Below are 14269 nucleotides of genomic sequence, written 5' to 3'. Positions count from 1 at the left end.
CATGCGGAAAATACAACCATAGGCTGCAATCCATGCGCGTCAGATTTTCCGGTTCTGGAACAATCCCTGACCTGACGGAGATTTGTTGCAAGTCAGGAAACACGCCATAGGCGATTTCACCGATTTTCTTGTGGAAAAACAGCCGCTCAAAATATCTTTCCTGCAAGATTCGACCTTACGGAGCGACTGAATGCGTACCCTTTTCCTGGCCTTTGTTTCTTCTCTTCTATTCGCATTCGGCGCGCAGGCGGCCACTATCAGCAGCTTCAACCGCACCACCAATGACGGCGTCTGGTCCCTGACCGCAGCCCAGGCCACCGCGCTCGGCGTGTCGGGCGCAACCAAGATCGGTGCCTTCCGCGTCCGTGCGGGCGGCAGCCCCGCGGTCTCCTGGCAGGCCGGGGATTCTTTCAATGCCGCCACCCTGACGGCCTCCATCACCTCGGGCAGTGGCAATGTCTTCGGCTTCTTCAACGGAGCCGCAACCGCTGACCTCGATTACACGGGCGGCTTCCTTGCGTCTCTCGGCGTCACGCGCTTCCTGTCTGCCTCCGCCGCCAACACCGGCTACTTCCGCGCCGTCTATTTCGCCTTCAACGATACCGTGGTCTTCCGCAACAGTTCGACCTTCGCCGGCGTTACCCAGGGCGCCTTCCCCTATACCATCACGCCGGTCCCGGTTCCGGCCGCCATGCCCCTGATGCTGGCGGGCATGGGCCTCTTCGCAGCCGCCGCGCTGCGTCGCAAGCGCGCGACCGCCGCCGCCCTGCGGGCCTGACCATGTCAGCGCAAGGCCAGGCCGCGCCTGTCCCCTGATTCTCTCCCCCGGCGGCGCAGGCCGCGCCCCGGGGTAATCCTTCATTAAGAAATGGAAACGATTCCCCGTCCCCGCCGGGGACTGGTTTCGCCTCGGCTCCTATGACCCCACAGCGGCAAGATCGGGTCACGTTTCTGCCCGATTGGATGGCCAAACCTGTGGCTGCGCGACCGTTGAACCCCGTCTCCGCTCCACGCGGAAAGGCCCAGATGAGCGTGCGCCCTGGTGTCCCTCGGTGGAGTTTGAACGTGCCGACACAAGTCCTCGTTGCCGCGCATTATCCCGATGCGGCAGATGCGCTTTTCGACCGCGCCCGCAGCTTCGCCGATCTGATCGAGGCGACGCGCAAGATCTCCGATTATGAAGGCCTGCCCGAAACCGAAATGGAAGAGGGGGCCACCTACCGCACCAATATCCGCATCTTCGGTCTGGTCCGCTGCAACGACTATCAGATCAAGGTCAACAAGATCTGCCACGCCTCCCGTCGGGTCGAAACCGTCGAATCCAACAATGTCGTGCGCCTCTGGTCGCATCACATGCAGATCAAGCCGATGGAAAACGGCGCGATCTGGATCGACCGGGTCATCCTCGATGCCGGCGCCATGACGCCGATCGTCTCGCGCTATGCCCGCTTCATGTATCAGCACCGCCACCGCAGCCGGAAGGGCCAGGTGATCCACGCCACGCTCAGCAAATCCAGCCGCTCGGTCACCCCGCAGGTGCCGCTCTTCCACCCCGTGGATTGATCTCAGCCTGCCACGGGCCGCGCCGTCAGGATGATCGGCCCACCGGGCCGCATCGTGAAGGTCAGGTTCGGGGCAGGCACCGGATGCTCGGTCAGGGCAAAGCTCGCCCGGCGCAGCGCCGATCCGATCAGCACCATGATCTCCGTCTCGGCATATTGCGCGCCGATGCAGATGCGCGGCCCGTCGCCGAAGGGGATATACTGCCCGCGCGGATAGCGCCGGTTGATGAACCGGTCGGGGCGATAGCGATCCGCATCCTCCCACAGCAATTCGTTGCGATGCAGCGAATAGACCGGGAACATGATCACATCGCCCTTCTTGAAGGTGACGCCCCCCACCTCCGTCGTATCCGTCGCATCCCGTGCAAACAGCGCCCCCGCCGGATAAAGCCGCAGCGTCTCGCGCACATGGGCCTGCAACAGCGGCATCTTCTGCACCGCCTCCAGCGTCAGCGGGCCTTCCCCCGCAACCGCGCGGATCTCGGCCCGCACGCGATCCTGCACCTCCGGATACAGCGCCAGCAGATACAGCGCCCAGGCGATGGTATTGGCCGATGTCTCATATCCCGCCGCCACGAAGGTCAGCAGGTTGTCGATGGTCGTCTCGATATCCTCGCGATCCGTCTCCAGCGCCTCGATCAGCAGGTCCAGAAAATCCTCCGCCGTCTCGTGCCGCTTGGCCTGACGGCTCTGGATCACGTCCCGCGTCAGATTGCGCACATCGGTGATCACCTGCTTGGACCGCAGCCATTTCAGGCGCGGCACCCATTTCGGCAACCCCATCAGATCGAACAGCGACATATAGCTGATGTAATCGGTGAACCGCCGCATCCCTTCCCGGATGTCCCGCTTCGCCACCGCCTCATTGCCGGAAAACATCACGCGCGAGATATTGGTCAGCGTGGCCTCCTGCGCGGAATCCGCCACATCCACCTCGCCATTGGCCGAGGCATAGAAGGCGCCAAGCTCCTCGCCCGTCTGCGCGAAATGGCTGGTCAGCACCGGCAGGTTGCGCGCCGCGAAAAGCGGCGCATAGCGGTGCCGCTGCTCGCGCCATTTCTCGCCTTCCGACAGGATCATCCCGTTGCCCACCGCCGGCCCGATGACGTTCCGCGTGAAGCTCGACTTCGGAAAGGCCCGCCCGACCCCCGCCAGCAATTCCGTGATCATCTCCGGTTCGCAGACGTAATGGATATTGGCCGGGCCGCGCAGGTACTTCTGCGTCCGCGTGGCATCCGGGATGACCGAGAAGATGTTCTTCCCGGCCTTGCGGGCAAAGTCGATCAGGCTGATCTCGCCCACCGCCAGTTCGGCCGCCATCGGTATGCGGTCATCCGACATCGGGCGGAAGTCGCCCTTCACTTGCTCCATATGGCTCACGGTTCTGCCCTCGCGCAGGTTTGACACCTCGCCGTCGGCCTGCGGACCGGCGGCGTCGAATACCTCCAGTGAACTCTTGCCACTCGCAACAGCGGGACCGGACCAGCGGGAAATGGCAGCTTTCCCCGACCGGACCTTCCGGATCCCCTCACACCCCCGGACTCACGGGCTAAACCCTCCAACGATCCTGCGCATCCCGCAAGTATCAACCGCAGGTTAAGTGTCGGACATGGCATTTTCGCCATATTTTTGCCGGATTTTCTGGCGTACGCCCGATTCGGCCGCCCTCACCCCATACGCCGCTGCTGCCAGGCATGATGCATCTGGCGGAACATGATCCGGCGGCTGCGGGCGACGGTGGCATCATCCCCTGTCACCAGCCGCAGGATGATCTGCCCTCCCGCTTCGTTCCGCACCTCGGCAATGGCACCGAACGAAACCCAATGCGACCGGTTCACCTGCACCCCGACCTTGCCATCCTGAAGGTCTTTCAACTCCGAAAGCTTCGCCCGCAGCAGGCTCCGCCCCTTCGCGGTGACGACGTTCAGATAATGGTCCTCGGTCCGGATCCACAGGATTTCATCCAGCGCAAAACTCCGCTCCGCGATCCTGATCTCCCGGCTCGCGGGCCTTGTCGGCACCGTCTCTTCCGGCCCGTCCACGGCCTCCGCATCCCGTTCCGCCATCGGCTCGGGCAGGGCGTCGGGGACCGTCCGCGCCAGGGGATGCAACGGCACGACATACAGCACATGGATCACGTCAAGGATCAGGATGACCACCGCGCTTCGGGCGAAATCCGCCATCACCTCCGGCGTCGTCGGCCAGTCCCCCGCCCCAAGCATCACGACCAGCCCCGCCCGCACCGCCTCTCCCAGCGCGACCAGCGGCAGCAGGATCAGCGGGGTAAAGCGCCGCCGCCCCAGGATCCAGCGCGGCAACACCGACAGCAGTGCCATCATCGCCAGCCCGCCCAGCAATCCCGCCAGCGCCACTACCAGCCAGACCAGCGGCACCTGCCAGCCGACCAGCAGATCGACACCCCCGCCCTGGTCCAGCAAGGCAACCACCGCCAGACACAGCAAGGCGAATTGCAGGAAAACAGGATGCAGCAGGTAATCCGCCGCCGAATCGCCCCCCACCCAGAAGGTGGTTCCAAGGGTCGATCTGTATTCGAAATCGGAAACAGTCGAAAATTCACGCAATTCAGACACTTGTTACCCCATCGTACACAACCCAGGGTTCGCGTTTCCGCCCCAAATCCCCGGTCAGAACATCAAAAGCCCTCGGTCCATTCCCGCCAAGGCCCGTTTCATACACGCAGCCCGACCGTCACGATGAACAGTTCGCGCCACATCACCCTGCTACAGAACCGCAGATTTCGCAACAAAGCGTAAATTACGTATGCCGGAAACAATACTCAGCCGCCAGATACCGTTCGCTCGCGTCGCCATCTGCACTTCCCGCCACATGAACGGCACTTCCCGCAACTGACGACATTTTCGCCAGGTTTCCGCCGCGTTCGGTCCACGGGCGGCACAGAGAGCCGCATTCTTCGCTAATCATTCATTCACAAAGCGCCATCGGGCCATCCTCGACCGCGCAGCGTGTTCCGGCATCGGGGGCAGGTCGCAGCGCGGCCGATCCCGGCGAACCGGATGGGGGCACGCCGCTGCGACGCAAGGGAAGGGTTCCGCCCGGCGTGACAAGAACCGAAACCGGAAGGCTGCCGCCATGTCACCGACCCTGTCCCTAGCAAGGCTTGCCGCCGCGCCCTCGCGCGGTGCGGCCTGCTGCCGGGCCGGTCATGGCCAGGCCCGCCGGTCATCGGCAATTTCCCGTGCCAACCGGCCTTGCGGTGCCCCCGCAGTGTCGGCGGACGGAAATCTCCGGGCGCGTCCGGTGGGGGCTGGGCGCGGTCGGAAAGGCGGGGGCGGACTGCGCGCTCCGGCCTCCTGCGGGTGGGGTCTGCCGGTCCGGCAATGCCTCACGGTTTCGTATCGGTTTCAACGGTTGAGGCACTGCCATGTCCCATCTCAGACCCGCCATCCGGCCTAGCGGTCCACCGCTGCACGGGGCCTCTCCCGGCCCGTTCCGGCACAGCGCGCCTGTCGCCGCAGCGCCCTGACGCAACCCTTTTCCGAAACCACCGCGCGCGCCTCGTCCGGGCCGCGCGCCCTGTTGTTCCGTCCCCCTCCGGCCGGCCCAGCCGCCCCGTGCAAGTAACGAGTTTCCAGATGACCGACCCCCGCCGCGCCCGTTCCGTCCCCCTCGCCTCCCGGCTTCCGTCCAGGCCTCTCCGCGCCCAGACCGCATCCGCCCCCATCACCTTCCCCCAGTGACCTGAATCGCCCGGCTGCGGCCCGCGGCGCGAGATTGGAGTTTTCCCCATGTCCTTCCAGATCAACAACGTGGCGATCCAGCCGGTGGCGGCCCTCATCACGCTGAATTTCTCTTCGGCGACGACCCAGACCATCAACCTTACGCTGAACCTCGGCCAGCTCCTCACCCAGTCCGGCACGCTGACGGCCGACGATCCCAACAACAACGATCTCATCACCCGCGGCGAAACCGTCGATCACAACAATCCCGACGGGATCCTCGGCCTGCTCGACGCCGTGCCCGATCTCAACAACGCCACCGTCCTCGGCGTCGGCCAGATGAGTGCGCTGATCACCGGCGCCTTCGTCACCTATCCCGTGATCCTCGTCGAAAGCGGCGGCAGCCAGTATCTCCTCTATCCCGACGGCGGCCCCGACCTGCTGTCGATCGTCACCGGGACCATCAACACCAACATCACCTTCTTCCGCGACGGCGCCATCGACGGCAACGGCAACGTGGTCATCCCGCCCGATGCGAACCCCGACGGCGTGGTCAATGGCACGAGTGCCGGGCAGGTGATGAACCCCGGTTTCACCGATGCCCAGGGCGACCAGATCGACGGCGACGACGGCAATGACGACGTGATCGACGCCGCCGGTGGCAATGACACGGTCAATGCCGGCCTCGGCAACGACACCGTCGCCGCAGGCGCCGGAAACGACATCGTCGAGGGTGCCGCCGGTGCCGATGCCATCGGCGGCGGTGACGGCGATGACAGCCTGTCGGGCGGGTCAGGCCGCGACACGCTCACCGGCGATGAAGGCAGGGATACCGTCTCCGGCGGCGCCGGCAACGATGTCCTCGAAGGCAGCGGCGGCAACGACTCGCTCATCGGCGGGGCCGGGGCGGATTCCGTCTTCGGCGGCTCTGGCAACGATGTCCTTCTCGGCGACGGCGACGATCAGCAGAACCTGTTGGTGAACGGCAGTTTCGAAATCGGCCGGACCTCCAACAACACCAACAACCTCAACGCCCAGCTCACCGGCTGGAGCAGCAACACCCCCAACAATCTCATCGAATCCTGGGGCCAGGGCTTTGCCGGTACCAGCGCCTCCGATGGCTCCGGCTCTATCGAGCTTGACCGCGACGGTGCACGGGTTGACTCGGTCTTCCAGGACATCACCACCGAACCCGGCACGACCTACACGATCAGCGTCGATGCCCGCTCCCGCCCCTCGACCTCGGACAGCTTCCAGATCGTCATCGACGGCAATGTCGTCGGCACCTACAGCCCCGGCCAGTCCTTCGCCACCTACAGCCTGAACTACACCGCCACGAACAGCACGACCCGGATCGAATTCCGCGAACTCGCCAACCAGAACAATGGCGAAGGCGTCGTGCTCGACAATGTCCACGTGATCGAAGCCGTCCCCGATTTCGACGACACGCTCGACGGCGGCGAAGGCGATGACACCATCGACGGCGGGGCAGGGAACGATTCCCTTCTCGGCGGCTCCGGCAACGACTCGCTCATCGGCAGCATCGGCGATGACACGCTGTTCGGCGGTTCGGGCGATGACGTCCTGCTCGGCGAAGGCAGCGGGTCCCAGAACCTCGTCCAGAATGCCAGCTTCGAAACCAACCGCACCGCCGACGGGTTCAACAATCTCAACGCCACCCTTCCGGGCTGGAGTTCGAACACATCCGGCAACCTGATCGAATCCTGGGGTCAGGGCTTTCTCGGCACCTCCGCCTCGGATGGCCGGGGCTATGTCGAAATCGACCGCGATCCCGCCCGCGTCGATTCCATCTGGCAGGACATCGGCACCGAACCCGGCGGCACCTACACCGTAAGCGTCGATGCCCGCAGCCGCCCCTCCACCGCCGACAGCTTCGAGATCGTGATCGACGGCACCGTCGTCGGCACCTTCAGCCCGTCGCAAAGCTATGCGACCTACTCGATCTCCTTCACCGCAACCAGCAGCTCCACCCGCGTCGAATTCCGTGAACTCGCCAGCCAGAACAGCGGCGAAGGCGTGCTGATCGACAATGTCCGCGTTGTGCTCGGGAACCCGGAATTCGACGATGTCCTCGATGGCGGCGAAGGCAATGACACGCTCGATGGTGCAGGCGGCGACGACTCGCTCGATGGCGGCACCGGCACGGACAGCCTGATCGGCGGTTCCGGCAATGACACGCTCGACGGCGGGGCCGACAGCGACACGCTCGATGGCGGGGCTGGCGCGGATTCGCTCCGCGGCGGCACCGGCAACGATTCCCTCATCGGCGATACCGGCAACGACACCGTCGATGGCGGCGCGGGCAATGACACGCTCTTCGGCGGTCAGGGCAATGACAGCCTGACCGGCGGCACCGGCAATGACCGGATCTTCGGCGATGGCCCCACCGAAGGCAGCGCCACCGTCACGGAAACCCGCAGCGTCACCCCGGTCACCGGCGCAGACCACACGGTCCTCGTCTGGCAGCTCGGCCAGATCACGCTCAACAATGCCGCAGGCAACGACAACCCCTTCGAGAACGACACCGACGGCGACAGCGACGTCGCCGGCTCCACCTTCACCGTCAACCTCGGCGCCTCGCCCGTCTCCATCGGTCTCGACGACAATGACAGCGCCTTCAACGACGGCGACACCAGCCAGGTCCTCAGCCAGGACAGCACGATCAACGGCATCAGCGAAGATGCGGGCAAGCGGCTCACCCCGGAATACGCCTATTCCGTGCAATCCTCCACGGGCGAGGTCATCAACATCTATGCCGTCGAACTGGAGGGCAACCGCACCGTCGGCTTCGTCACCGACAAGCCGCTGACCGTGGGCGAGACCTACACCTTCCTCGGCCGCATCTCGACCGCTCCCTCGGTCAACTACAGCAACCTCGCCACCACCTGGACCACCACCACCACGACGACCGCCCCGATCGGCAATGACACGATCCTCGGCGCCTCCGGCGACACGATCTTCGGCGGTGGCGGCGCCGATACCATCGTGATCGACCCCACGGCCACCAATGCCGCCGGCACCACCCTGTCCGGCATCCAGGTCGATGGCGGCACCACCGGCACCGACAGCGACCGGCTCGATCTCACCGGCTATACCTTCTACCGCAACCTCGTGCAGACGACCGACGCCGATGGCGATTCCACCTCCGGCTCGGTCGTGGTGATCGACGCGAAAGGCCTCGCCCGCACCGTCACCTTCACCGAGATCGAAACCCTCCTCCTCCCGCCGCCCGAACCCACCAACAACGGTATCGTCGAGGGGCTGGAAACCGGCGAAACTATGGATCCCGGCTATACCGATGCCGATGGCGACCAGATCGACGGCACCGACGGGAATGACGACCGGATCGAAGGCCGCGGCGGCAACGACATCATCAATGCAGGCCTCGGCAATGACAGCGTCACCGGCGGCTCGGGCAATGATTCCATCTTCGGCGGTCTGGGCAATGACAGCCTCGATGGCGGCGAAGGGTCCGACAGCCTCGCGGGCGGCATCGGCAACGATTCCCTCTCCGGCGGTCTCGGCGATGACGACATCGCCGTCGGCGGCGCCGATACGGCCACCGGCGGCAGCGGCGATGATGTCTTCGTCATCGACGGCACCGACACCGGGTCTGATGTCAACATCACCCTCGACGGCGGCAGCGACGGCACCTCCGGTGCGCCGGACGATGCGGCCAACGGTGACGCGGGCGATCTTCTCGACCTCTCGGCAGGCACCAGTGGCCTGACCGTCAACCTCGGCGCGAATCCGGAAAACGGCACGGTCAACGGCCTCGATTCCGACGGCGGCATCGACCTGACCTTCACCGAAATCGAACGCCTCCTCACCGGCTCCGGCAATGACACGATCAATGGCGGCTCGTCCACCGGCCCCGTCTCCATCGACACCGGCTCGGGCAATGACACCATCGCCACCGGCTCCGGCAATGACAGCATCACGGGCGGGGCAGGGGATGACACCATTTCCTCCGGCTCCGGCAACGACCGCGTCATCGGCGGCAGCGGCAATGACTCCGTCGATGGCGGCGGCAGCGATGACACGCTGCAAGGCAATGACGGCGACGACACGCTGGCGGGCGGCGACGGCAATGACAGCCTCGACGGCGGCGACAATGACGACAGCCTGACCGGCGGCACCGGCAATGACACCCTCGTCGGCGGCGATGGCAGCGATACGCTGGATGGCGGCGACAACAACGACAGCCTCGAAGGCGGCTCGGGCGAGGATGACCTGACCGGCGGCCGTGGCGATGACACGCTCTCCGGCGACGGCGGCAATGACACGCTGGCCGGCGGCGACGGCGATGACAGCGTCTCGGGCGGGACCGGCAATGACAGCCTGACGGGCGGCGATGGCAATGACACGCTTTCCGGCGGCACCGGCACCGACACGCTGCAAGGCGGGGCCGGCAACGACTCCCTCATCGGCGGCGACGGCGATGACGACATCGTGGTCGGCGCAGGCGACATCGCGCAGGGCGGCGCGGGCGATGACGAATTCACCGTCGATCCCACGCTCTCGGGCAGCGCGCCCATCACCGTCATCGGCGGCGAGACGGTGGAAGAAGCCGTCATCGACCCGACCAACAACCCAGGCGGCCGCATCGGCGACGTGCTGGATCTGCGCGGCCTGTCCGATGTGGTGGTCACCTACACCAATCCCGACCCGATCTCCGGCACCTCCGAGAACGGCACAGCCACCTTCCGCAACACCTCGGGCAACCTCGTCACCCTCACCTTCTCGGAAATCGAGAATGTGCTGACCTCCGCCGATGGCATCGTCGATGGCACCGGCGCGGGCGATCTGATGACCCCCACCAGCGGCCCGGGCGGCACGCCCTTCCGCGATCCGCAGGGCGACCAGATCGACGGCACCGATGGCCTGAACGACCGCGTTGCCGCAGGCGCGGGCAATGACACCGTCGATGCCGGCCTGGGCAATGATACGGTCGATGGCGACATCGGCAATGACAGCATCGCAGGCGGTTCGGGCGATGACAGTCTGATCGGCGGCAGCGGCAACGACACGCTGTCGGGCGACGCTGGCAACGATCTCCTCGATGGCGGTGCCTCGGATGACAGCCTTTCGGGCGGCGCGGACAATGACACGCTCTTTGGCGATGCCGGGCGCGACACGCTCGCAGGTGGCAGCGGCAATGACCAACTCTTCGGTGGCGACGAGGCGGACGATCTTTCCGGCAACGACGGCAATGACACGCTCTCCGGCGATGGCGGCAACGACACGCTGGATGGCGGCGATGGGGCCGACCGGCTCGACGCTGGTCTGGGCGATGACCGCATCATCGGCGGCGAGGGCGCGGATACCATCGACGCCGGTCAGGGCGATGACAGCGTCTCGGCCGATGGCGGAAACGATTTCGTCGGGCTGGGCGACGGCAATGACAGCGCCGAAGGCGGCACCGGCAACGACACGATTGGCGGCGGTGAAGGCAATGACAGCATCTCCGGCGGCGGCGATGCCGACAGCCTGATCGGCGGCGCGGGCAATGACACGCTCGACGGCGGCGATGGGAACGACACTCTCGCGGGCGATGACGGGTCCGATCTGCTCACCGGCGGCGCGGGCAATGACTCGCTCCTCGGCGGGGCCAATGACGATGACCTCATCATCGGCGCAGGCGACCGGGCCGAAGGCGGCGACGGCGATGACGAATTCCGCGTCAACCCCGCCCTCTCGGGCAATGCGGGCATCACCGTCATCGGCGGCGAAACCGGCGAAAACCTGACCGATCCCACCAATGGCGGATCGGGCGACGTGCTCGACCTGCGCGGCCTGACCAATGTCGCCCTTTCCTTCACCGGCGCGGAAAGCGGCACCGCCACCTTCCAGAACAGCGGCGGCCAGACTGTCACCATCACCTTCGCGGAAATCGAACGGGTGCTGGTCGATACCAACGGCATCGTCGATGGCACGGCGGCGGGCGATCTGATGACCCCCACCTCCGGCGTCGCCGGCACGCCCTACACCGATACCCAGGGCGACCAGATCGACGGCAGCGATGGCCTCAACGATGTCGTCGCCGCAGGCCAGGGCAATGACACCGTCGATGCCGGGCTCGGCAATGACACGGTCGATGGCGGCGCGGGCGATGACAGCCTCAGCGGCAATGTCGGCAATGACAGCCTCACGGGCGGCGAAGGCGCCGATACGCTTTCCGGCGATGACGGGGCCGACCTGCTGGATGGCGGCGAAGGTTCCGACAGCCTCTCCGGCGGCGACGGCAATGACAGCCTCTTTGGCGCCGACGGCACCGATACCCTGCTCGGCGGCATCGGCGACGACCGTCTCGATGGTGGCGAAGGCAGCGACAGCCTCGCCGGCGGCACCGGCGCGGATACGCTGATCGGCGGGTCCGGCGCTGACACGCTGGAAGGCGGGGCCGGGGCCGATTCCGTCACCGGCGGCGCGGGCGATGACGACATCATCGTCGGCGGGGCCGATACGGCGGCGGGCGGCAGCGGCGACGACGTCTTCACCGCCGACGCCTCCGACAGCAACGTCAACGCGCAGATCGACGGCGGCAGCGATGCCACCTCGGGCAATGCGGATGACACGGCCAATGGCGATGCGGGCGACCAGCTCGACCTCTCCGCGCAGACCAGCAACATCACCATCGACTTCTCCCCGGCCAATGCCGAAAACGGCACGGTCAACGGGCTGGATGGTGATGGCCAGACCGACCTGACCTTCACCGAGATCGAACGTTTCGCCACCGGTTCCGGCAATGACACGATCGACGGCGCGGGCACCACGGGCGCAATCCTCATCGCGACCAATGCCGGCAACGACTCCATCGCCACCGGCGGCGGCAATGACGTGATCGACGCAGGGTCCGGCAACGACACCATCGCCGCCAACAGCGGCAATGACACTGTCAATGCCGGCTCCGGCGACGATGTGGTCAATGGTGGCGCCAACGACGACGTCCTCGACGGCGGTTCCGGCAATGACGATCTGACCGGCGGCGCGGGCGAAGACCTCCTCATCGGCGGCGACGGCAACGACACGCTCGACGGCGGGTCCGAGGATGACACGCTCACCGGCGGCATCGGCGACGACCGTCTCATCGGCGGCAACGGCGATGACAGCCTCTCGGGCAACGAGGGCCGCGACACGCTTCAGGGCGGGACCGGCAACGACACGCTCGATGGCGGCGACGAGGCCGACAGCCTGCAAGGCGGTTCCGGCAATGACCGGCTCTTCGCCGGGGCCGGGGCCGACATCGCCGAAGGCAACGAGGGCGACGACCTCATCGAAGGCGGCGACGGCGCGGACACGCTCTTCGGCAACGAAGGCAATGACACGCTCGATGGCGGCGACGGGGCCGACAGCCTTGTCGGCGGCGATGGCCGCGACTCGGTCACGGGGGGCGAGGGCGACGATGTCATCAACACCCGCAACACCCAGGCCACCCCGGACGAAGCAGGCGCCCTTTCCGACAGCGATCCGAACGATGACCGCGACACGGTCTTCGGCGGCGCGGGCAATGACACGATCCTGACAGGCGACGACGCCGATCTCATCCAGGGCGAAGGCGGCAACGATTCCATCGACGCCGGTCTCGACGATGACAGCGTCTTCGGCGGCGCGGGCGACGACACCATCATCGGCGAGGAAGGCGACGACCTCATCGAAGGGGCCGAAGGCAACGACCTGCTCTATGGCGGCAGCGCTGCCCTCACGCCCGGCGATCTGCCCAATGACGGCACCGACCCGCTCACCACCAACAACGAAGACACCGTCCTTGGCGGCGAAGGCAACGACACGATCTATGGCTTCGACGACAATGACAGCCTGTCGGGCGATGGCGGCAATGACGTCATCTTCGGCGGTCTGGATGATGACCGGATCGACGGCGGCGCGGGCAATGACTCGCTCTCGGGCGACGAAGGCAACGACTCCCTCACCGGCGGCGAAGGCAATGACACGCTGAATGGCGGGGTTGGCCGCGATACGCTGGTCGGCGGCATCGGGGCGGACCTTCTCGTCGGCGGGGCTGGTGCGGATCTCTTCACCGTGCAGGGCGCCGACACCATCACCGACTTCGACGCCACCACCGGCATCCAGGGCACTCCGGGTGCACCGACGAATGACAACGACTTCGTCGATCTCTCGGCCTTCTACAACGATGCGACCCTGGCCACCTTCCTCCAGAACAACCCCGGCGCGACCTTCTCCAACCCGCTGGCCTGGCTCAAGGCGGATCAGGCCGACGGGGTGCTTCAGGGGGCGGGCGACCTCCGCCTCCAGAATGGCGGCACGGCGGTCGATGGGGCGCTGCTCAACGTCGAAAACACGGCGGTGGTCTGCTTCACCCGTGGCACCCGCATCCTGACGGCCGAAGGCGAACGCGCGATCGAAGACCTCGCCCCCGGCGATCTCGTCTTCACGCTCGACCACGGCTATCAGCCGATCCGCTGGATCGGGTCCAGCACGGTCGCAGGCAAGGGCCGTTTCGCCCCCATCGTGATCGAGGCAGGGGCGCTCGGCAACACCCGCCGCCTCGCGGTCTCGCCCCAGCACCGGATGCTCCTGTCCGGCTGGCAGGCGGAGCTGCTCTTCGACGAACCCGAGGTTCTGGTCGCGGCCAAGCTTCTGGTCAATGACGGCAGCATCCGGGCCGAAGAGTGTGAGAAGGTGGAATATTTCCACATGCTCTTCGATGCGCATGAGGTGGTCATCGCCGAAGGCGCCCCGTCGGAAAGCTTCCATCCCGGCCATGTCGGCTGGGGGGCGCTGGCCGAGGCGGCGCGCGAGGAAATCCTCGCCCTCTTCCCGCAACTCGATGGCATGGACTTCTCCGCCTATGGCCCCAGCGCCCGCCGCAGCCTCACCGCAGCCGAGGCCCGCGTCGTCCGCGACGCGCTGCTGGCCGAAACCCCGATCCGCGCCGCCGAATAGGCCGCGCAGATCGGCTGAACCGGAAAGGGGGGCCGCCTCTGCGGCCCCCCTTCGCCTGATTCT

The 14269-nt window shown here is 66.1% G+C and carries 5 protein-coding genes; 3 read left to right on the top strand and 2 right to left on the bottom strand.

The window, feature by feature from the left end; translation table 11 throughout:
* The first annotated feature begins 190 nt into the window (after positions 1-190).
* Positions 191-778, top strand: a complete 588-nt coding sequence (locus C0V75_RS14825) for a hypothetical protein (RefSeq protein ID WP_101921717.1) — start codon at positions 191-193, stop codon at positions 776-778.
* Between the two features lie 287 nt (positions 779-1065).
* A complete protein-coding gene (locus tag C0V75_RS14820) occupies positions 1066-1563 on the top strand; it encodes a hypothetical protein (RefSeq protein ID WP_143710432.1) in 498 nt (165 codons plus the stop codon).
* A gap of 2 nt (positions 1564-1565) precedes the next feature.
* Here C0V75_RS14820 and C0V75_RS14815 read toward each other — a convergent pair whose 3' ends face one another.
* Complete coding sequence (locus C0V75_RS14815) at positions 1566-2933, bottom strand: cytochrome P450 (protein ID WP_101921715.1); 1368 nt, start codon at positions 2931-2933, stop codon at positions 1566-1568.
* Between the two features lie 296 nt (positions 2934-3229).
* Entirely contained in the window at positions 3230-4153 is a 924-nt protein-coding gene (locus C0V75_RS24135) for a LytTR family DNA-binding domain-containing protein (RefSeq protein WP_101921714.1), read from the bottom strand.
* Positions 4154-5329: 1176 nt separating this feature from the next.
* On the opposite strand from C0V75_RS24135, the gene C0V75_RS23705 reads away from it, so the two are divergent.
* Entirely contained in the window at positions 5330-14206 is an 8877-nt protein-coding gene (locus tag C0V75_RS23705) for a Hint domain-containing protein (protein WP_101921713.1), read from the top strand.
* The last annotated feature ends 63 nt before the right edge of the window (positions 14207-14269 follow it).

It is taken from the genome of Tabrizicola sp. TH137, assembly GCF_002855575.1.
Taxonomy (GTDB): domain Bacteria; phylum Pseudomonadota; class Alphaproteobacteria; order Rhodobacterales; family Rhodobacteraceae; genus Paragemmobacter.
This window is presented reverse-complemented; position numbering and strand designations above follow the sequence as displayed.